The organism is Aromatoleum tolulyticum (assembly GCF_900156155.1).
GTDB lineage: Bacteria > Pseudomonadota > Gammaproteobacteria > Burkholderiales > Rhodocyclaceae > Aromatoleum > Aromatoleum tolulyticum.
Genome location: NZ_FTMD01000015.1, coordinates 104659 through 125574, shown reverse-complemented (window position 1 = coordinate 125574; position 20916 = coordinate 104659). Strand labels below are relative to the sequence as shown.

Here is a 20916-nt window from a genome sequence, read left to right as displayed (position 1 = left end):
TGGTCCTGGACGAACACCGTCATCGCCCCGCCCGCATCGATGATCTCGCTGCCGATCACGAGCTTGCGCGCCCCGGGCGGCAGGCTCGTCATCGCTTCCATGCCGTTCTTCATCAGGTTGAACAACACCTGCTGGATCTCGACCTTGCACAGCGGCACCAGCGGGGGGTCCTGCAGCAGCCGCAGGTCGACGCTGACGTCGTGACGGCGGACCTCGAAATTGAGGAACGAGAGCGCGTCCTTGATCACCTCGTTGATGTTCTCCGGTTCCTTGTCGGGCTTGTGCTTGCAGACGAAGTCCTTGACGTGGCGCAGGATCTCGCCGGCCTGCTCGAGATACTTCAGCGCGAGCCCCATGGACTCGGATATCTCCCCGACGCCGTCGACGCGCTCGAGACGGAGCTTGCAGCCGTTCAGGTAATTGACCGCGGACACCAGCGGCTGCCCCATCTGGTGCGCGAGGGCGGCCGCCATTTCGGCCATCGAGTTGATCCGGCCGAGCCGCGTGAGCTCCGCGTGGCGCAGCCGTTCGAGCTCTTCGATGCGCTTGCGGTAGGTAATGTCGGTGAACGCGGCGACGACGAACTGCTTGTCCTTGCGCTCGATCAGCGACGAGCTGACGCTCAGCCAGCGCAGCTTGCGCCCCTTCCCGTCGCGCATCCCGATTTCGATGTTGTTGATCGAATCCTTCTGGAAATCGCGGAGCTGCCAGGGCAGGCGGTGCCTCGGGATCTCCGTTCCGTCGTGCAGGAAGAAACGCAGCGGCAGTGTCCGCCAGTTCTCGGGCGAAGCACGCCGCAAGCCGACCATTTCCGCGAATTGGCAATTGGCCTCGAGGATCTCGCCGTGTGGATCGGTAATCGAAATGCCGATCGGCAGCATGTGGAAGAGCTTCTGGTATTTCTCGCGATTCTCGTTCGCGGCTTCTTCCGCGCGCTGGCGCGTGGCGACTTCTTCCTCGAGGCTTGCGACGTGCCGGCTGAGCTCCACGGTCCGCTGCTGCACGACGATTTCGAGCTTCTCGACGTCGGCCTTCAATTCCTCCTCGATCCGCTTGTGCTCGGAGATGTCCTGCACCACCCAGATGCTGCCGAGTTTCGGGTTGGCCGGATCAAGCAAGGTGCCGGTGACGATGCACCAGATCAGCGTGCCGTCCTTGCGCACGAACGGCCGCTCGTCCTTGAAGGTGTGATGACTCTCGAAAAAATGGCCATATTTCCGGCCGATCGTCGAAAACGAATCGTTGCTCAGGTAATGCACGCCGACCGACTGGTTGTCGAGTTCGCCGGGTTGGTATCCGAACAATTCCTCGTAGCGCCGGTTACAGCGCCTGATCCTGCGGTTGTACAGGTGGCAGATTGCCACGGGCGTGTTGCGGAAGATCGCCTCGTAGCCGACCGAGGCATCCTCGCCCTGCTCGTCGTCCAATTCCACGTCGAACACGTCACCCTTCATGAGCACTGCCTCCTCGGTGAGGCAGCGCGCCGCCTCCGATCGCCGCAATGTCGTTGGGGATGTCATGGATATCTCCCATTCGTGGTTTGGTGGGCCTGCACTTGCCACTACGCGGTGACGGTAGATCCGAGCAGAATATGTGCCAGCGATGTGCTGACCCCGTAAATATCTCGATAGTTATAGGGAAGACCCTCGAAACGACAGACAGGCGAAGACGGGGACGCCTTTCTACAGACGCAGCAGGACGCAATCTCGCGGTGCACTGCTCGGCTGCGATTCGATTATTTGATCGAATCGATGCGGAGGCATCGTGCATCAAATGATCGATTACCTAGGCGTTCACTCGAACAAAGCTCGCTTGCCAGCTTCTCGAGATTCCCTATCATTTGATGAAACCAATCGCCCTATCTGGCCGCTGGGCATAAGCTCTTTCAATCGAACCCTGTATGGCCTGCGCGGGCCGGTGGACGGCGGTCGCCTGACCGGTTCGCGCGATGCGCGGCGGCGAGTTCCCGTGCCCGCAACCGCGCCGGCCGCGATCGAGGAAATCATGGCGAAAAGGCATCCCGAAGTACTCGAGCCCGACTCACCGGCGCACACTCACCCCGAGCGGCGCGCGACGCCCAAGGGAATCCATGTGCCGGCGTTCCATGACCTCGCCAAGCGCCTGCGTTTCGCGCCCCAGCAAGGCCGCATCTGGCTTGACGATCAGCGCATGATCCTGATGCATGTCAGCTCGCTTGGCGCCCTGCGGCAGGAACTGATCGAGAGCCTCGACAAGGAAACGGCGCGCGGACTGATCACCCGCATCGGCTATCAGGCCGGCACGCGAGACGCGGCGATGGCGCGCAAGGTCCGCGCTGGCCTGAATACCTATGACGACTTCCTGGCCGGTCCCCAACTCGTCTCGCTGGAGGGCATGGTGCATTGCGAGCCGGTGGCGCTGGATATCGACGTCCAGCATGGCCACTACTTCGGCGACTTCTATCTCGTGGACAGCTCCGAGGCGGAGGCCCACATCGCCGCCTACGGTATCGGCAACGAATCGGTGTGTTGGATGCTGATCGGTTATGCGTGCGGCTACACCAGCGCGTTCATGGGTCGTCCCATCCTGTGGCGGGAAACCGAATGCCGCGGGATGGGGCACGCGAAATGCCGCGTGGTGGGCAAGCCGGTGGAGGAATGGGAAGACGCCCAGGATGATCTGCGCTTCCTGCGGATCGGCGATTTCGTCAAATGGGCGCCGCAGGCCGAGGCGCCACTGCCCGCTACGAGCCGCATCGCCGCTCGCTTGTCCAGCGCACCGGAGAATAGCTTCGGCGTGGTCGGCATCTCCGCCGGCTTCAATACGGTCTGCCACATGGTCAACAAGGTGGCGCCCACCGACGCTACCGTGCTGTTCCTGGGTGAGAGCGGTGTCGGCAAGGAAGTCTTCGCGAACAACCTGCATCGCCTGAGCAAGCGCGCAGATGGACCCTACGTCGCGGTGAACTGCGCGTCCATTCCGGAACATCTGATGGAATCGGAACTGTTTGGCGTCGAGCGCGGCGGCTTTACGGGCGCTACTACGTCTCGCGCCGGACGCTTCGAACGGGCCGACCACGGCACGCTCTTTCTGGACGAGATCGCCACGCTGAGCTTCACGGCGCAGGGCAAGCTGCTGCGGGCGCTGCAGCAGGGCGAGATCGAGCGCGTGGGCGATACGCGCACGCGCCAGGTGGACGTCAGGGTGGTTGCCGCCACGAACGTGAACCTGCGCGAAGCCGTCAAAGCCGGACAATTCCGCGAGGATCTCTTCTTCCGCCTCAACGTCTTTCCGATCCAGGTGCCACCGCTGCGCCAGCGCCGCGACGACATCCCGCTGATGATGAACTGGTTCCTCCAGCGCATGGCCCGCAAACACGATAAACATATCACCGGCTTCCGCGAACGGGCGGTTGATGCGATGTTCGCCTACGACTGGCCCGGCAACGTGCGAGAGCTGGAGAACATGATAGAACGCGCGGTCATCCTGGCCGAGGATGGCGGCGCGCTCGACTTATGCCACCTGTTCACCAGCGGCGAGGAAGTCGATACCACCGCGTTCATGTTGAAGCGCAGCGGCAGTATCGGGCGTGTCAGCGAACCGGGGGACGCGGAATCGTTGTCGACCGCCGCGGTCGGGCACCCAGGACTGGCGAAAACGGAGGTGGCCATGTTGCGCGCGGCCGTGGCGGAGGCTAACGGCAACCTGTCGCACGCCGCCCGAGTACTGGGCATCAGCCGCCCGACGCTGGTGTACAGGCTTCGCAAGTACGGCATCGTGCCTGAAGCACGCTGATGGGAGGGGCGCGGCGTCGGGGGCTTGATCCGTTCTACGTCGTGACGGATGCAAGTAGCAGTCTTATGCGCAGCCATGCGTCCATCCGGTTTCGTCAGGACGCACCGCACTCCGGCCATACCCCACCTTGCCCAAGAGCGCCGCATTCAGGCTCGACAGCGCACACATCGGTAGCCGCCCGTGGGCACCACGACGGTCGAAACGCACCACTTCCAGGAAGGTGCGGCCGGCGTGGTGGCAAATCGCACTCCGGGCCGTACGGACGCCAAGTTCAGCGGACAGGGTCTCCAATGCCAGATGCTCGCAAACGAGGAGGTCCGACCAGCGGCGAACTGCGGCGGACGCATCAGCGCCGGAGAACTTCACGATCACCGAAACGGGGTTCCCCTCCAGCATCCGCATGGCCGTGAACTTGGGGAATTCACCGGCAGCCGAGTGACTGCATGCCACAACCCACCGTTCAGGCAGCGCTTTCATGAGTGAGCACATTCGAGCGGACATCCGCCCGCTCGACCACTACCACCTTCATCTCCGTCGGCGTCGGTTCATAGATCGCCATCTTTCCCGACTGCTTGATTGCGTCGAGGGCAGCGTTGTCCTCCTCCTCGACGAACTGGCCATAGCGCGCGGTGGTCTCGGAGAGCGCCGTCTCGAGCACGGCGCGGAGATCCGCGGGCAACTTTTCCCAGAACTTCTTGTTCGTGACAACCACATATCCATGATAGGTGTGATTGGTCATCGTCAGGTGCCTTTGGACTTCATGGAATTTCTGGGTGTAGATGTTGCTCACCGGATTGTCCTGACCATTGATCACCCCGGACTGCAGCCCCTGATAGACCTCGCTGAAGGCCATCACCTGCGGCAGGGCACCAACGTTGCGCAGTTGAGCATCGAAAACCTTGGAGGACTGGATCCGGATCTTCAGCCCCTTCAGGTCACTCGGCAGGTGCATCGGCGTATTACTCGTGTACTGGCGGAACCCGTTGTCCCAGCACTCGGTGCACAATCCGTTCTCGCAGTTCCGGAAGCCATTCACGGTCGACGAGGTTCTGGCCGCGCCGCCGATCACCTACCCTCTGACGCTACCGATGTGTGCGCCACTGTCGGATGGTGCGGCGGCGGCGATCCTGTGCACGGAAGAAGGCCTGCGCCGCATGGGTGCCGACCGGTCGCGCTGCATCCGCGTCGCGGCCAGTGTGATGCGCAGTTTCAGTCATCGAAGCATCGATCAGCCCCAACAGGGAGCCGCCCACCTCGCCGCGCGACAAGCATACGAACAGGCCGGCATCGGTCCGGACGACGTCGGGGTGGCCGAAGTACATGACGCATCCGCAACGGGCGAGATCATCCAGGTTGAAAACCTCGGCTTCGTTCCATTCGGCGAGGGCGGGGCCGCCGCCGAGCGTGGCGAATTCACGCTCGGTGGGCGACTTCCGGTTAATCCGTCAGGCGGACTCGAGTCCAAGGGGCATCCCCTCGGCGCCACCGGCCTCGGCCAATTGTTCGAGCTCACGACCCAATTGCGCGGCGAAGCCGGCGGACGGCAGGTCCCGGGCGTGCGGCACGCGATCCAGGAGAACGGCGGAGGTCTGCTCGGGATCGAGGAAGCCGCGGTTGCTGTAACCATCCTGAGTAGGTAATCAACACGAATACAGTCCGTTATCAAGCGATATGGAGTGTTGCTTCTTGGGTTAATCAACTCTCCGGCGTGATCGAGTCGGGGGCTACGGCCGTCTGCAGAAGACGCAGAGGCGCTTGTCGCGCAACCGCTGGCTGCCGCCCCGGATTGTGATGACCTGACTGCGCCCCAGCAGCCGACCGAGAGCGGCTGTGGCGGCGACGCCGCTGCCGTATAGCGGCCCCCATTTTCCGACCGATCGGTTGTTTGTGATCAACACGTCCTTGACCTAGCTACAGCTGGCCGCGCTAGGGGCAGACCAAGGCAAAAACTCCTGACTGCATAGTTCGCGAATCTTCACCACGCATTCGGGGTAGGAGTTTCACATTACCGCCCAAGCGATCGCGATCACAGACATGCAAAGCATGCGGTGCAGCCTGAAGCACGGGCACGCCCGCAAGCACTAGCTGGCGCGCCTTACCCGAGCGCCGTGGCAAGATGACTTCCTGATACCCATTCCGCCGATGAACACGGCGTTATCGGCCGCTTCGGTGAAGGACAGGGTGACCAGTTCGTGGATCAGTTCGCGGATGATTCACGAATCCAGTGCGGAACCCTTTAAAAACAAGCGGGCCCGCTTTTGTAGATCGTTCTACAACCACTTTGGATACTGCGATTCGCTAACTACTTGATTCTTTGGGGCGACATACCGGGATCGAACCGGTGACAACTGGAGCCACAATCCAGTGCTCTACCAACTGAGCTAATGCCGCCACTTTCAGACTGCAGAAATTCTACAGTCAAAAACCTTTACTGGCCTGCCCGACAGGAATCGAACCTGTAACCCCCGGCTTAGAAGGCCGGTGCTCTATCCAGTTGAGCTACGGGCAGATCCCGCGGGCATCGGGGTTAGCTGGTCGGGGTGGAGGGATTCGAACCCCCGACATCTTGCTCCCAAAGCAAGCGCGCTACCGGACTGCGCTACACCCCGAGAGCCGCGAATAATACACACTCATTCCCGATGCGTCAAACGTGAAATCGAGAAAATTTCATTCGCGCCGAAAAACATCGAATAAAGCGGAGAGGTGCGTCTTTCCTTGCCCGCCCGATCAGTTTCTGATATTAGTTCGCTTCTTTCAATTACCCACCGGAAGCCGAAGTCATGCCGGACGATACACTGCAGAAACAGTTCCCGCCGTACGTCCCCGAAAAGGGCGAGGAATACATGAGCGAGAAGCAGATGGCCCACTTCCGCAACATGCTGGAGTCGGTAAAACGGGAACTGGCTGGCGATATCGAGCGCACCGTTCACACGATGCAGGACGAAGCGACCGCTTTTGCCGATCCCAATGATCGCGCCAGCCAGGAATCGGACATTGCACTCGAACTGCGCAACCGCGACCGCGAACGCAAGCTGATCAAGAAGATCGACGAGGCCATCGGCCGCATCAATGCCGGTGAGTATGGCTATTGTGACAGTTGTGGCGTGGAGATCGGCCTCAAACGGCTGGAAGCGCGCCCCACGGCGACGCTGTGCATCGACTGCAAGACCCTCGAGGAAATGCGCGAGCGCCAAGTCGCAAAGTAATAGCGTCACTGCCGGCGCGCCTTCCGCGCAGCCGGACGCAGGACAAAAAAAGGGACGCTGCCGCGTCCCTTTTCATTTCGTCCGGCCGGATTATTCGGCCGACTGATCCAGCAGCGCCTTCATGCTCAGGCGGATCTTGCCACGCTCATCGGTCTCGAGAACCTTGACGCGCACGGCCTGACCTTCCTTGACGTAGTCGGCAACGTTGTTGACGCGTTCGTTCGCGATCTGCGACACGTGCAGCAGGCCATCACGACCCGGCATGATGTTCACGATCGCGCCGAAATCGAGGAGGCGGATGACGGTGCCGTTGTACACCTTGCCGACCTCGACCTCCGCCGTGATGGCGTCGATCTTTTCCTTCGCGAGCTGCGCCCCCTCGGCGCTGACCGACGAGATGGTCACGCTGCCGTCGTCGCCGATCTCGATCACGGTTCCGGTCTCTTCCTGCAGCGCACGGATCACCGCACCGCCCTTGCCGATCACGTCGCGAATCTTCTCGGGATTGATCTTCATCGTGATCATGCGCGGAGCGAACTCGGACACCTCACCGCGATGCGAGGCGAGCGACTGCTTCATGATGCCGAGGATGTGCATGCGACCTTCGCCCGCCTGCGCGAGCGCAACCTGCATGATTTCCTTCGTGATGCCCTGGATCTTGATATCCATCTGCAGCGCCGTGACGCCCCGCTCGGTGCCCGCGACCTTGAAGTCCATGTCGCCGAGATGGTCCTCGTCGCCGAGGATGTCGGTCAGGACGGCGAAACGATTGCCTTCCTTGATCAGACCCATCGCGATGCCGGCCACATGCTCCTTCATCGGCACGCCGGCGTCCATCAGCGCGAGCGAGCCGCCGCACACCGACGCCATCGAGCTCGAGCCGTTGGACTCGGTGATTTCCGACACGACGCGGACCGTGTAGCTGAAATCTTCGGGCGCCGGGAGCGCCGCGATAAGCGCGCGCTTCGCCAGACGGCCGTGACCGACTTCGCGACGCTTCGTCACGCCCATGCGGCCGGTTTCGCCGGTCGAGAACGGCGGGAAGTTGTAGTGCAGCATGAAGCTCTCGCGGTATTCACCCGCAATCGCGTCGATGATCTGTTCGTCACGCCCGGTACCCAACGTCGCGACCACGAGAGCCTGGGTTTCGCCACGCGTGAACAGTGCCGAGCCGTGCGTGCGCGGCAGCACGCCAACGCGGATCTCGATCGGGCGAACGGTGCGGGTGTCGCGGCCGTCGATACGCGGCTCGCCGGCGAGGATGCGGCTGCGCACGATGCCGGCCTCGAGTTCGTGGAAGATGTCCTTGAGCTCGTTGCCGGTCGGTGCTGCCTCCAACTCCGCGGTGATCGTCGCGATCGTATTCTTGCGGATCTCGTTCACGCGCTCGGTACGGGCCTGCTTGCTGGTGATGCGGAATGCTTCCTCGAGCTGGGCGCCCGCAAGTTCCTTGACGCGGTTGATGAGCGCCTCGTTCTTGGCGGGAGGCTGCCAGTTCCACTCGGGCTTGCCGGCGATCTCGACGAGTTCGTTGATCGCGCGGATTGCCGCCTGCATCTGCTGGTGGCCGAAGACCACCGAGCCGAGCATCACTTCTTCCGAGAGCTCCTGCGCCTCGGATTCGACCATCAGCACCGCCGCCTCGGTACCGGCAACGACGAGGTTCAGCTGGCTGGTCTTGAGCTGCTCGACGGTCGGATTGAGGATGTACTCGCCGTTGGCATAACCGACGCGGCAGGCACCGATCGGGCCGTTGAACGGCACGCCCGAGATTGCCAGCGCGGCGGATGCGCCGATCATCGCCGGAATGTCCGAATCGATTTCCGGGTTGAGCGACAGCACCGTGACGATGACCTGGACTTCGTTATAGAAGCCGTCCGGGAACAGCGGGCGGATCGGGCGATCGATCAGGCGGCTGGTCAGCGTTTCCTTCTCGGTCGGACGCCCTTCGCGCTTGAAGAAGCCGCCCGGAATGCGGCCGGCCGCGTAGAACTTCTCGACGTAGTCGACGGTGAGGGGGAAGAAATCCTGCCCGGTCTTGGCTTCCTTGGCGGCAACGACGGTGGCGAGGACCACGGTGTCGTCCATATTCACGATGACGGCACCACCTGCCTGACGGGCAATCTCGCCGGTCTCGATGGTGACGGTATGCGCGCCGTATGCGAATGTTTTTTTGATGGCGGTAGGCAAGTTGAATATCCTTTAGGTGAGTGTAAGCAGCAGACTACAACTGCGAAGCTGTCCCGGTCACGCAACCCTGACAGCAAAAACAAAGCCGGTGCGACCCCGCGGGATCCGCACCGGCTTGCTCGCTTACCTTGTCTTTTGCGACGCTGTCAGACCCGACACGGTCAGCGAATTACTTGCGCAGGCCCAGACGCTCGATCAGGCTGCGATAGCTGTCGGCATTCTTGCCCTTCAGGTAGTCGAGCAGCTTGCGGCGCTGACTGACCATCTTGAGCAGGCCGCGACGCGAGTGGTGATCCTTCGCGTTGGCCTTGAAGTGACCGGTAAGCCCGTTGATGCGGGCGGTGAGCAGAGCGACCTGCACTTCCGGCGAGCCGGTGTCGCCTTGTGCGCGCTGGAAGTCGGTGACGATCTGCGCCTTGGATGCGGTATCGAGAGCCATGTGGGTGTTTACTCTTTTCGTATTCTGCCAATCAGAAGCGTGGGATTATACCCAACGCACCATGAAAAACTCAATGATTATCAAGACTGCGGTGCTGCCGCACCCGTTGCAACGAGGCGTTTGGGCAACAGGCGGCAGTCATCGCCCAGTTCCCCCAGGCCGAGAAAGCGTCCATCGCCGTAAACCCTGACAAGACCCCGTTCGCTACCCTCGTAAACCAACGCACGCCCCTGCAGCAAACCGGCGGCCTGTGCAGCGGAAAGCACAACCTCGGGAAGGTGCGACACCAGTGCATCGGCCGGTGCAAGCAAGCTTTCCCGCTCGTCGGCCGGCACGGCTTCGAGTTCTGCGAGCGTCACCGTACCCGAGCCGGCTGCGAACGGGCCGATACGCGTGCGTCGCAGCGCCGAGAGATGCGCCCCGCAACCGAGAATCCGCCCGAGATCGATCGCAAGCGTCCGGATGTAGGTGCCCTTGCTGCATGCAACCCGGATACGAAAGGTTTCCCCGGCGAACTCCAGCAACTCGAGCGCGTGAATCGTGACGCGGCGCGGCGCCAGCTCGACCTCGATGCCGGCGCGCGCATATTCGTACAGGGGCTTGCCGTCGCGCTTGAGTGCCGAGTACATCGGCGGGATCTGCTCGATCTCGCCGGTGAGGCGCCCCAGCGCCGTGCGTACATCATTCTCCGCGACCGACACCGGCGCTTCGGCAATCGGACGCCCTTCGGCATCGCCGGTGTCCGTCTCGATACCCAGACGAACCGTCGCCTCGTATTCCTTGTCGGCGTCGAGGAGCATCTGCGAGAACTTCGTCGCCTCCCCGAAAGTCAGCGGCAGCAGCCCCGTCGCCATCGGATCGAGCGTGCCGGTATGCCCGGCCTTGGCCGCATTGAGCAGGCGACGCGCCGTCTGCAGCGCCGCATTTGACGTGATGCCCTGCGACTTGTCGAGCAGCAGGACGCCGTCCAGCGCGCGGCGCTGGTGCCTGAATTGCTTCTGCGCTTTCAAGACCGCTCAGCTTTCCGGATCGTCCTTGTGGCGCGCATCATCCTCGCGCACCACCTGGTCAATCAGTTGCGACATGCGGCTGCCGCGCTCAACCGACGGGTCGTAATGAAAATGCAGCTCGGGCAGCGTGTGGATACGCACACGCTTTCCGAGCTCCCGGCGCAGGAAGCCGCTCGCGCGACGCAGGCCGGTGAGGATTTCGTCGAGCCCCTCCTCGCCGTGCATCGAGGTGAAAAACACCTTGGCGTGCGCGTAGTCGGGGGTGATTTCGACATCGGTCACGGTGATGAAGCCCACGCGGGGGTCCTTCACTTCCAGCCGGATCAGCTCGGCCAGTTCGCGGCGGACCTGCTCCGCCACGCGCTGGCTGCGGGAATACTCCTTGGGCATCTCTTACAGCGTCCGGGCAATTTCCTGGATTTCGAACACTTCGAGCTGATCGCCTTCCTGGACATCGTTGTAGTTCTTCACTGACAAGCCGCATTCAAAGCCGAACTTGACTTCCTTGACGTCGTCCTTGAAGCGCTTGAGCGATTCCAGCTCGCCCGTGTGGATGACCACGTTGCCGCGCAGAACGCGGATCTGTGCACCACGCTTGACGACACCCTCGAGCACGTAGCAGCCCGCGACGGTACCGATCTTGGGCACGCGGAACACCTGGCGGACTTCGACGAGACCCAGCTGATTCTCGCGCTTTTCCGGCGACAGCAGACCCGACAGCGCCGACCGAACATCATCCACGGCATCGTAGATGATGTTGTAGTAGCGGATATCCACACCGAAGGTCTCGGCGAGCTTGCGCGCACCGGCATCGGCACGGGTATTGAAGCCGATGATGACTGCGCCCGAAGCCTGCGCCAGGTTCACGTCGGACTCGGAGATCGCGCCGACTGCGGAGTGGATCGCATTGACACGGACCTCGTCCGTGGACAGCTTGTTGAGCGACTGCACGAGAGCTTCCTGCGAACCTTGCACATCGGCCTTGATGATGAGCGGCAGGGATTTGACCTCGCCTTCGGCCATCTGCTCGAACATGCTCTCGAGTTTGGCCGCCTGCTGCTTGGCCAACTTCACCTCACGGAACTTGCCCTGGCGGAACAGTGCGATTTCGCGCGCCTTCTTCTCGTCGGCGAGGACGATTGCCTCGTCGCCGGCAGACGGCACATCCGAAAGACCGAGGACCTCCACCGGAATGGACGGACCAGCCTCGTCGATCGCCTTGCCATTCTCGTCCAGCATCGCGCGGATGCGGCCGAAGGTGGCGCCCACCAGCATGACATCGCCCTTGCGCAGGGTGCCGGACTGGACCAGCAGCGACGCGACCGGGCCGCGCCCCTTGTCGAGGCGCGCCTCGATGATGAGACCCTTGGCCGGCGTATCGACCGGCGCCGTCAGCTCGAGCACCTCGGCCTGCAGCAGAACGGATTCGAGCAGGCTGTCGATCCCCACGCCGGTCTTCGCCGAGACGTTGATGAACATGACCTCGCCACCGTATTCCTCGGGCACGACGCCCTCGGCGATCAGCTCCTGCTTGACGCGATCCGGGTTGGCCTCGTGCTTGTCGATCTTGTTCACCGCAACGACGATCGGCACTTGCGCGGCCTTCGCGTGATGGATCGCCTCGCGCGTCTGCGGCATCACGCCGTCGTCGGCAGCGACCACGAGGATGACAATGTCGGTGGCCTGCGCGCCGCGGGCACGCATGGCGGTGAATGCCTCGTGACCCGGGGTATCCAGGAACGTGAGCATGCCGCGCGGCGTCTCGACGTGATAGGCGCCGATGTGCTGCGTAATGCCGCCGGCTTCACCCGAGGCGACCTTGGTACGCCGGATGTAGTCGAGCAGCGATGTCTTGCCGTGGTCGACGTGACCCATGACGGTCACGACCGGCGCACGCGGTTCCACCGTGGCATCGGCCTGCGCAGCAGCGTCCTCGAGGAAGGCGTCCGGGTCGTCGAGCTTTGCAGCGAACGCCTTGTGGCCCATTTCCTCGACCAGGATCATCGCGGTTTCCTGATCCAGCACCTGGTTGATGGTGACCATCGATCCCATCTTCATCAGGGCCTTGATCACTTCAGCAGCCTTCACGGCCATCTTGTGAGCCAGGTCGCCGACAGTGATGGTTTCGGGCACGTGAATCTCGCGCACCACCGGCTCGGTCGGCATCTGGAATGCCTTGTGATCGTCCTGCTGTCCCCGACCCTGGCGGCCACCACCACGGGCACCGCGCCATGAGCCGGTCGTGGCTCCGACTTCACCGCGGGTCTTCAGACCGCGGCGCTTTGCGCTGTCGCCGGCACCCGCGTCCGCGGCACCACCGCGTGCACCGCGCTTGGCGTCCTTGCCGCCCGCCTTTTCATCGGTCTTTGCCGGGCGATGCAAGGTACCGGTGGGCGCCTTGGCGGCCTCGCGGGATTCAGGCTTGGCGGCTTCCGCGCGCTTCTCGGCTTCCGCCCGGGCGCGCGCCTCCTCTTCCGCACGGCGAGCCTCGGCGGCTGCACGTGTCGCGGCTTCGCGCTCCTGCTTGGCCTTCAGATCGGCCATCTGGCGCGCGCGCAATTCCTCGTGCCTGCGGGCCTCGCGCTCGCGCGCGGCGCGCTCCTCATCGCTGAGAATGGAAACGCGCAGACGCTGCGTGGACGCCGGCGCGGCGGGAGCATCGTCGACCGCCTCCGTGGCGGCTTGCTGCTCGGGCTCCTCGGCGGCGGCTTCGATGACCGGCTCGGGTTCAGGCTCGGGTTCCGGTTCGGGCTCCGGAACGGACTCGACGACCGGCTCGGGTTCTGCTTCGACCACGGGAGGAATCTCTACCGCAGGAGCGTCGGACACGGTCTCGGCCACGGGCTCGATGAACTCCTCGACTGCGGCAGCAAGCACTTCCTCGACTGCGGGCATCTCGCCGGCGCCGGATTCTCCACCGAGTTCGTCGCGCTTGACGAACACTCGTTTCTTGCGCACTTCGACCTGAACGGTACGGGCTCGGCCGGACGAGTCGGTTGCGCGGATTTCGGAGGTCTGCTTGCGGGTCAGCGTGATCTTGCCCTTGGGCTGGCTGTCACCGTGCGAGCGACGCAGATACTCGAGCAACCGCGCCTTGTCCTGCTCGGTCAGCAACTGGTCGGGGCTGGTCTTCTCAACACCGGCTTTCTGCAACTGCTCGAGCAGTACCGCTGCCGGCATTCTTAGTTCGCCGGCGAACTGGTTTACGCTCATTTGTTCCATCAGTCAGAGCCCTCCGCTCATTCTTCGAACCAGTGCGCACGCGCGATGGATATCAGCGCGCTGGCACGTTCTTGTTCGATTCCGGCGATTTCGACGAGCTCATCGACTGCGAGATCGGCCAGATCATCGCGGGTGCGTACGCCATGCTCGGCCAACTTGGCAGCGAGCGGCTTGTCCATCCCATCGAGATTGATCAGATCGTCGGAAACATTTTCCAGCTGCTCTTCGGTCACGATGGCCTCGGTGAGCAGGACGTTGCGCGCACGATTGCGCAGCTCGTTGACCGTCTCTTCATCGAAGGCTTCGATCTCGAGCATTTCAGCGAGCGGCACGTACGCAATTTCCTCGAGCGACGAGAAGCCTTCGTCGATCAGGATGTCGGCAAGCTCCTCGTCGACATCGAGCTTTTCCATGAAGAGCTCGCGCAGCCCCTGGCGCTCCTGCCCGGACTTCTGCGCCGACTCCTCTTCGCTCATCAGGTTGATCGTCCAGCCGGTCAGCTCGGACGCGAGCTTCACGTTCTGCCCGTTGCGGCCGATCGCGATCGCGAGGTTGTTCTCGTCGACGACGACGTCCATGCTGTGGCTTTCCTCATCCACGACGATGGACACGACCTCGGCCGGCTGCAATGCGGAGATCACGAACTGAGCGGGATCCTGCGACCATACGATGATGTCGATCTGCTCGCCGGCGATCTCGTTGCGCACCGCGGTCACACGCGAGCCGCGCAGACCGACGCAGGTGCCGATCGGATCGATGCGTGCGTCGTTCGACTGCACCGCGATCTTCGCGCGCAGGCCGGGATCGCGGGCGCACGCCTTGATGGCAAGGAGGCCATCCTCGATCTCCGGCACCTCGAGCTCGAACAGCTTGCCGAGGAATTCCGGAGCCGTGCGCGACAGAATCAGCTGGGGACCGCGGGCACCACGGTCGATTCGCAGCAGGAAGGCCTTGACGCGGTCGCCGACGCGCAGGTTCTCGCGCGGGATCATCTGGTCTCGCGGGATCATGGCCTCGAGGCGCCCGACTTCGATGATCGCGTTGCCACGCTCCATGCGCTTGATCGTGCCGGAAACGAGGTGTTCCTTGCGATCGAGGAAATCGTTGAGCACCTGCTCGCGCTCGGCGTCACGAATGCGCTGCAGGATCACCTGCTTGGCAGCCTGGGCACCGATGCGGCCGAAATCGATCGGCTCGAGCGGCTCTTCGATGTATTCGCCGACCTGGATGCCGGGCTCGACTTCGCGGGCATCGATAATGCCCATCTCGGCCTCGTCGTTGACGACCTCCTCGTCCGGCAACACGACCCAGCGGCGGAAGGATTCGTAATCGCCGGTCTCGCGGTCGATCGTCACGCGCACGTCGGCTTCGTCATTGATCCGCTTCTTCGTTGCGGAGGCGAGCGCCGTCTCCAGGGCACCGAACACGATGTCCTTGGCTACATTCTTTTCGCGCGCCAGCGCATCGACAAGCAGCAAAATTTCGCGGCTCATTAATCAAAATCTCCAACTCGAATTCAAAATCTGGGCACGAGACGCGCTTTCTCGACTTCGTCGAAGGGAAGGGCGACTTCGCCCTTCTCGGTGCTCAGATGCACCACACCTTCGGCAAAGCCCTTGAGCACGCCGGCGAAATTCCGTTGATTGCCGATCGGCATGCGCAGGCGAACCTGCACGTCGCTACCGACGAAGCGCTCGAAGTCGGCTGCCTTCTTGAGCGGCCGGTCGAGGCCGGGCGAGGAAACCTCGAGGCGGTCGTAGTCCACATTCTCGACTTCGAAAACGCGCGTCAGCTGGTTGCTGACCGTTGCGCAATCATCGACATCCACACCGCATTCGATATCGATGAACACGCGCATCAACCGCCCCTTCGGGGAAGTCTCGAAATCCACCAGTTCGAAACCGAGGCCGGTGACCACCTGCTCGACCAGACGTTCGACGTCCATTTCCACGCCCACAAATAAAAAATGGGCTAACGCCCATCTTTGTTGATTCCATCCACAAATACGATGCCGACACGAAGCCGGCATCAAAGCTTTGCAATGATAACAGCCCCATTGAAAACAGGCAATTGCGAAGCCGGCCGCGCGGCCCGGCTCTCAGCCCCGTCCGCGCGGCGCGGTGCGGTGCAACCTGACCTGGCGCTCCTTCTCGGCGGTTCGTGCCGAAACCTGGCGTTGCGGCCGCGGGACTCCGGCGAGCTTGCACACTTCTTCCTCGGGCAGCTCCATCCACATGCCGCGCTTGAGCCGGGGCGACAGCGTCACCGGGCCGTAGCGCACGCGCATCAGGCGGCTGACCGTCAGCCCCACTGCCTCGAACATGCGCCGCACCTCGCGATTGCGCCCTTCGGACAGTGTGACCTTGTACCAGTGGTTGGAGCCCTCGCCGCCCTGGTCGGTGAGGTCCGTGAAGCGGGCCAGCCCGTCCTCGAGCTGTATGCCGGCCTTGAGCGACTCGATCTGCTCGTCGGTGAGTTCGCCGAGCAGGCGTACCGCATATTCGCGCTCCAGTTCGTAGCGCGGATGCATGAGACGGTTGGCGAGTGTGCCGTCATTGGTGAACAGCAGCAGGCCGGAAGTGTTGAAATCGAGCCGGCCGACGGCGATCCAGCGCCCCTTGCGCAGCAGCGGCAGGCGTTCGAAGACGGTCGGCCGCCCTTCCGGATCTTCGCGCGAAACGATTTCCCCTTCGGGCTTGTGGTAGATCAGCACGCGCGGCGCACGCGTGGTGAATCTCACCGAAACGAGTCTGCCATTGACCTTGACGCGATCCCCGGGACCGATCTTCTGACCCAGTTCCGCCGGTTCGCCGTTGACGGTGACGCGCCCGGCGACGACCCATTCCTCGATCTCGCGCCGCGAGCCGACCCCCAGCCGGGCGAGAACTTTCTGCAGCCGTTCCGGTTCGTGCTCTTCCTGCGGCGCTCCACGCCCCGCGGCCTGCCCCCGCCGGGGCGGATGTTCGCGCCCCTGCTCTGCCGGCATGCCGACGCCATCCTGCTGACGAGCGCCGTGTGCGCGCGCGGACTGAGGCCCGGCAGCAGGCTCAGCTTTCTTCTTCGTTGGCGGCCGGAGCGGCCGATTCGATTTCTTTGGTGTCGACAAGGTCCATGATCCTTTCAATTTCGGTTAGCGCGGGCAATTCGGTGAGGCTTCGCAGACCCAGATCGTCGAGAAACCGCCGCGTCGTCGCGAACAAGGCCGGGCGCCCCGGGGTATCGCGATGCCCGACGATGTCTATCCATCCCCGCGACTCGAGCGTCTTCAGCACGTTGGGGGACACGGCGACGCCGCGGATATCCTCGATGTCGCCGCGCGTGACAGGCTGACGATAGGCGATGATCGCCAGCGTTTCCAGTACGGCGCGCGAATACTTCGGCGGCTTTTCTTCCTTGAGGCGATCGAGGAAGAGCTGATACTCCGGTCGCGTCTGGAAACGCCAGCCGGAGGCGATCTGCACCAGCTCGACCCCCCGCCCGCTCCACTCGCCACGCAGTTCGTCGAGCAGGCGCCGGACGAGATCCGCCCCGGGATCGGGATCGAAGAGGCGCCGGACATCCGCCACCTGCAACGGCGCAGTGGCCGCCAGCAGCGCAGTCTCGATCACGCGCTTGAAGTCCTCAGGCGTCGTTGGCAGCATCGGCGAGTTTCACATAGATCGGAGCGAAGGGCTCGTTCTGGGCGACCTGCACGAGCTTTTCCTTCACGAGTTCGAGCACCGCGAGAAAGCTCACGACCACGCTCGCCGGACCGCGCGCGGCGTCGAACAGGGAGTCGAAGACGACGAAGCTGCCGTCCGCCAGCTTGCGCAGGATCGTCGTCATGTGCTCGCGCACCGACAGTTCGTCGCGCTTCACCTGGTGGTGCTGCGTGAGACGGGCCTTCTTCATGATCTTGAGCCAGGCGAACTGCAGGTCATGCAGACTGACGTCCGGCAGGCGCTCGACGACCTTCTCGGCCACGAAGATGCTGACCCACTCGTGATCGCGTTCGATCCGCGGCAAGGCGTCGATCCGCGCTGCCGCCATCTTCATCTGTTCGTATTCGAGCAGCCGGCGCACGAGTTCGGCGCGCGGATCGAGCGACTCATCCTCGCTCTCGCGCGGCGGACGCGGCAGCAGCATGCGCGACTTGATCTCCAGCAGCGTCGCGGCCATCAACAGGTAGTCGGCCGCAAGCTCGAGGTTGTGCCGGCGCATCGCCTCGACATAGCCGAGATACTGCGCCGTGAGCGGCGCCATCGGGATGTCGAGAATGTTGAGATTGGCCTTGCGGATCAGGTACAGCAGCAGGTCGAGCGGCCCCTCGAAGGCTTCGAGGAACACCTCCAGCGCGTCGGGCGGGATGTAGAGATCCTTGGGCAGCTCGAGGAGCGGCTCACCGTACAGGCGAGCGAAGACCTCGACCGGGACGGGCGTCTCGGCCGGGGTCAGTGCGAGCGGCAGGGTCATACCGAACTCATCCTGCAAGCCACCCTTTTCCGGCGCGTCAGCGATACGAGAGCCCCATCGCCTCGCGCACGTCGCGCATCGTCTCTTCGGCCAGCACGCTTGCCCGTTCGCAGCCATCGGCGACGATGCGCCGCATCAATGCGGGATCCTCGATGTAACGCTGGGCGCGCTCGTGCATCACGACCTGCTCCTTAAGTACGCCGTCGATGACCGGCTGCTTGCACTCGATGCAGCCGATGCCGGCGCTGCGACAGCCTTTCTGGACCCAGCTGCGCGTATCGTCATCGGAATAGATGACGTGGAACTGCCACACCGGGCACTTGTCCGGATCGCCCGGATCGGTACGGCGAACGCGCGCCGGGTCGGTCTGCATGGTGCGGATCTTCTTCGTGACGGTATCCGGATCCTCGCGCAGGAAGATGGTATTGCCGTAGCTCTTCGACATCTTCTGGCCGTCCAGGCCGGGCATGCGGGCCGCCTCGGTGAGGAGCGCGCCCGGCTCCACCAGGATCATCTTGCCGCTGCCTTCGAGATAGCCATGCAGACGCTCGAGATCGACATGCCCCACGCTGCCGGCTTCGCGCAGGATGAGCCGGGCCTGCTCGAGGGCCGCGGCGTCGCCCTCCTGCTGGAAACGCTTGCGCAGCTCCTCGAACAGCTTGCCGGTCTTGCCGCCCAGCTTCTTCACGGCATCCTTCGCCTTGTCCTCGAAGCCGGGCTCGCGCCCGAAGAGGTGGTTGAAGCGGCGGGCGATCTCGCGCGTGAACTCGATATGCGGCACCTGATCCTCGCCGACCGGAACCTTGTCGGCACGGTACAGGAGGATGTCCGCGGACATCAGCAGCGGGTAACCGAGGAAGCCGTAGGTCGCCAGATCCTTGTGGGCGAGCTTTTCCTGCTGGTCCTTGTAGGTCGGGACGCGCTCGAGCCAGCCGACCGGCGAAATCATCGACAGCAGCAGGTGCAACTCGGCATGTTGCGGAACCTTGGACTGGATGAAGATCGTCGCCTTCTCGGGGTCGACGCCGGCCGCGAGCCAGTCGACGAGCATGTCCCACACGCTGTCTGCGATGACCTCGGGGCTGTCATAAACCGTGGTCAGCGCGTGCCAGTCGGCGACGAAGAACAGGCAGGGATATTCTTCCTGCAGCTTGACCCAGTTCTTGAGCACACCGTGGTAGTGGCCGAGATGAAGCCGCCCGGTCGGGCGCATGCCAGAGAGAACGCGTTCTGCGTACATGATTTAGAACCCGAAAAGCGTCGCGAGAAGTGTCTGGAAGATTGCGATCAGCGGCCACAGGATGTGACCGAGGATGCCGGTAAAAAGGAGCACGAGAAGAATCGGAAAGCCGTAGGGCTCGATGCGCGCGAACTTCCATGCCAGCCGGTGCGGCAGCAGGCTGACCACGATGCGACCGCCGTCGAGCGGCGGGATCGGCAGGAGATTGAGCAGCATCAGCACCGAATTGATCTGGATGCCGGCCATCCCCATCTCGCGCATCGGCTCCGCGTAGGTGCCGAGCGGATCGGACAGGCCGAACTTCAACAGCAGGGCCCAGCCGAGGGCCATCAGGAAATTCATGAACGGACCCGCCGCTGCCACCCACAGCATGTCCGCCTTCGGCCGGCGCAGGCGGTTGAAGTTGACGGGCACGGGCTTCGCCCAGCCGAACAGCATTCCGCCGCCGCCCAGCAACGAACTGAGTGCAAGGATGGCGCCGGGCACGAGCACGGTTCCGACCGGGTCGATGTGCTTGAACGGGTTGAGCGTGATGCGCCCCTCCTGCTCCGCGGTGGGATCGCCGAAATGCCGTGCCACATAGCCGTGCGCCGCCTCGTGCAGCGTGATGGCGAGCAGCACCGGCAAGGCCCAGATGGCAAGGGTGGCGATCAGCGATTCCATGAAGTCAGGGGGCAAAACGCCGCATTCTAGCAGAGCGGGCAAATCCGCTCCGCTCCCACGCGCAGTCCGCCCGTGCGCTCAGTCGGCTTCGAATCCGAACGGCGCCAGGTCGCCGCGGCCCGCGCGGATCAACACCGGCGCGCCCGACGTGAGGTCGATCACGGTCGTCGCCTCGGGGCCGCAATAGCCGGCCTCGATGACCAGTTCGACCTGCTTCTCGAGCCGGTCGCGGATCTCCTCGGGGTCGGTCAGGGGGAAGTCGTCGCCCGGCAGCAGGAGCGTCGAGGTGAGGATGGGCTCGTCCAGTTCCTGCAGCAGGGCGGCCACGACGGGATGCTCGGGAACGCGCAGGCCGATCGTTTTGCGCTTCGGATGCAGCACACGCCGGGGCAATTCCTTCGTACCCTCGAGAATGAAAGTGTATGGGCCGGGCGTGACCGCCTTCAGCAGACGATACTGGGCGTTATCGACCCTCGCGTACTTCGCGATCTCGGAAAGATCGCGACACATCAGCGTGAAGTTGTGTCGTTCATCCACGCCGCGCAACCGCCGGATGCGCTGCAGCAGATCGGCGTCGCCGGTGATGCCGCCGAGCGCATAGGCCGAATCGGTCGGAAATGCCACCAGCCCGCCGGCGCGCATGATCTCGGCCGCCTGACGGATCAGCCGCGGTTGGGGAATTTCGGGGTGAAGCGAAAAGAACTGGGCCATGAATGCTTC

20 protein-coding genes and 3 tRNA genes are annotated in these 20916 nt (G+C 63.3%); 3 read left to right on the top strand and 20 right to left on the bottom strand.

What is annotated here, in order from left to right; genetic code table 11:
- Positions 1–1520: PAS domain-containing sensor histidine kinase (locus BW991_RS19510; RefSeq protein WP_139335962.1), on the bottom strand; the 1520-nt coding region annotated here is incomplete at its 3' end.
- Between the two features lie 253 nt (positions 1521–1773).
- Here BW991_RS19510 and BW991_RS19505 point away from each other — a divergent pair.
- Positions 1774–3774 (top strand): sigma-54-dependent Fis family transcriptional regulator, encoded by a 2001-nt coding sequence (locus tag BW991_RS19505; RefSeq protein ID WP_244551768.1) that lies wholly within the window; start codon positions 1774–1776, stop codon positions 3772–3774.
- A gap of 63 nt (positions 3775–3837) precedes the next feature.
- Here the strand turns inward: BW991_RS19505 and BW991_RS19500 are convergent, their stop codons facing one another.
- Both BW991_RS19500 and dctP read right to left on the bottom strand, forming a co-directional pair.
- Positions 3838–4251, bottom strand: a complete 414-nt coding sequence (locus BW991_RS19500; protein WP_076603782.1) for a HipA domain-containing protein — start codon at positions 4249–4251, stop codon at positions 3838–3840.
- Complete coding sequence (gene dctP, locus BW991_RS19495) at positions 4235–4726, bottom strand: TRAP transporter substrate-binding protein DctP (protein ID WP_084205159.1); 492 nt, start codon at positions 4724–4726, stop codon at positions 4235–4237. The genes BW991_RS19500 and dctP overlap by 17 nt, the downstream gene beginning before the upstream one ends.
- Positions 4727–4757: 31 nt before the next feature.
- Here dctP and BW991_RS19490 point away from each other — a divergent pair, with 31 nt between their 5' ends.
- A complete protein-coding gene (locus BW991_RS19490) occupies positions 4758–5414 on the top strand; it encodes a thiolase C-terminal domain-containing protein (protein ID WP_244551767.1) in 657 nt (218 codons plus the stop codon).
- An 84-nt stretch (positions 5415–5498) separates the two neighbouring features.
- Here the strand turns inward: BW991_RS19490 and BW991_RS24490 are convergent, their stop codons facing one another.
- The 4 genes from BW991_RS24490 to BW991_RS19475 all read right to left on the bottom strand — a co-directional run bounded on the left by BW991_RS24490 (position 5499) and on the right by BW991_RS19475 (position 6383).
- Entirely contained in the window at positions 5499–5672 is a 174-nt protein-coding gene (locus tag BW991_RS24490; RefSeq protein ID WP_425290215.1) for an ATP-binding protein, read from the bottom strand.
- Between the two features lie 417 nt (positions 5673–6089).
- Positions 6090–6165 (bottom strand) — tRNA-His (locus tag BW991_RS19485).
- 41 nt (positions 6166–6206) lie between these two features.
- A tRNA-Arg gene (locus BW991_RS19480) sits at positions 6207–6283 on the bottom strand.
- A gap of 23 nt (positions 6284–6306) precedes the next feature.
- Positions 6307–6383 (bottom strand) — tRNA-Pro (locus BW991_RS19475).
- A gap of 171 nt (positions 6384–6554) precedes the next feature.
- Between BW991_RS19475 and dksA the strand changes: the two genes are divergently transcribed.
- Entirely contained in the window at positions 6555–6980 is a 426-nt protein-coding gene (gene dksA, locus BW991_RS19470) for an RNA polymerase-binding protein DksA (protein ID WP_076603780.1), read from the top strand.
- Between the two features lie 90 nt (positions 6981–7070).
- Here the strand turns inward: dksA and pnp are convergent, their stop codons facing one another.
- The 13 genes from pnp to BW991_RS19405 form a co-directional block, all read right to left on the bottom strand.
- The gene (pnp, locus tag BW991_RS19465; protein WP_076603779.1) at positions 7071–9170 is read right to left on the bottom strand and encodes a polyribonucleotide nucleotidyltransferase; all 2100 of its coding nucleotides are present in this window, start codon (positions 9168–9170) and stop codon (positions 7071–7073) included.
- Between the two features lie 169 nt (positions 9171–9339).
- On the bottom strand, positions 9340–9609 hold the full coding sequence (gene rpsO, locus BW991_RS19460) for a 30S ribosomal protein S15 (protein ID WP_018989818.1): 270 nt from the start codon (positions 9607–9609) through the stop codon (positions 9340–9342).
- 80 nt (positions 9610–9689) lie between these two features.
- The gene (gene truB, locus BW991_RS19455) at positions 9690–10619 is read right to left on the bottom strand and encodes a tRNA pseudouridine(55) synthase TruB (RefSeq protein ID WP_076603778.1); all 930 of its coding nucleotides are present in this window, start codon (positions 10617–10619) and stop codon (positions 9690–9692) included.
- Positions 10620–10625: 6 nt separating this feature from the next.
- A complete protein-coding gene (gene rbfA, locus BW991_RS19450) occupies positions 10626–11009 on the bottom strand; it encodes a 30S ribosome-binding factor RbfA (RefSeq protein ID WP_076603777.1) in 384 nt (127 codons plus the stop codon).
- A gap of 3 nt (positions 11010–11012) precedes the next feature.
- Positions 11013–13841 carry a translation initiation factor IF-2 gene (infB, locus tag BW991_RS19445; RefSeq protein ID WP_076603776.1) on the bottom strand — a complete coding sequence of 943 codons (2829 nt, stop codon included), beginning with the start codon at positions 13839–13841 and terminating at the stop codon, positions 11013–11015.
- 17 nt (positions 13842–13858) lie between these two features.
- Positions 13859–15334: a transcription termination factor NusA gene (gene nusA / locus BW991_RS19440; protein WP_076603775.1), complete on the bottom strand. Its 1476-nt coding sequence runs from the start codon at positions 15332–15334 to the stop codon at positions 13859–13861.
- A 23-nt stretch (positions 15335–15357) separates the two neighbouring features.
- Positions 15358–15786 carry a ribosome maturation factor RimP gene (gene rimP, locus BW991_RS19435; protein WP_076603774.1) on the bottom strand — a complete coding sequence of 143 codons (429 nt, stop codon included), beginning with the start codon at positions 15784–15786 and terminating at the stop codon, positions 15358–15360.
- Between the two features lie 153 nt (positions 15787–15939).
- Positions 15940–16827: a 23S rRNA pseudouridine(2605) synthase RluB gene (gene rluB / locus BW991_RS19430; RefSeq protein ID WP_244551766.1), complete on the bottom strand. Its 888-nt coding sequence runs from the start codon at positions 16825–16827 to the stop codon at positions 15940–15942.
- 61 nt (positions 16828–16888) lie between these two features.
- Positions 16889–17482 carry an SMC-Scp complex subunit ScpB gene (gene scpB, locus BW991_RS19425; RefSeq protein WP_076603772.1) on the bottom strand — a complete coding sequence of 198 codons (594 nt, stop codon included), beginning with the start codon at positions 17480–17482 and terminating at the stop codon, positions 16889–16891.
- The gene (locus tag BW991_RS19420) at positions 17463–18293 is read right to left on the bottom strand and encodes a segregation and condensation protein A (RefSeq protein ID WP_076603771.1); all 831 of its coding nucleotides are present in this window, start codon (positions 18291–18293) and stop codon (positions 17463–17465) included. Before BW991_RS19420 ends, scpB begins: the two co-directional genes overlap by 20 nt.
- 37 nt (positions 18294–18330) lie before the next feature.
- Positions 18331–19533: a tryptophan--tRNA ligase gene (locus BW991_RS19415; RefSeq protein WP_076603770.1), complete on the bottom strand. Its 1203-nt coding sequence runs from the start codon at positions 19531–19533 to the stop codon at positions 18331–18333.
- Between the two features lie 3 nt (positions 19534–19536).
- Positions 19537–20196 (bottom strand): site-2 protease family protein, encoded by a 660-nt coding sequence (locus BW991_RS19410; RefSeq protein WP_076603769.1) that lies wholly within the window; start codon positions 20194–20196, stop codon positions 19537–19539.
- A 78-nt stretch (positions 20197–20274) separates the two neighbouring features.
- Positions 20275–20907, bottom strand: coding sequence for an L-threonylcarbamoyladenylate synthase (locus BW991_RS19405; protein WP_076603768.1), 633 nt, complete (start codon positions 20905–20907; stop codon positions 20275–20277).
- Positions 20908–20916: the final 9 nt, after the last annotated feature.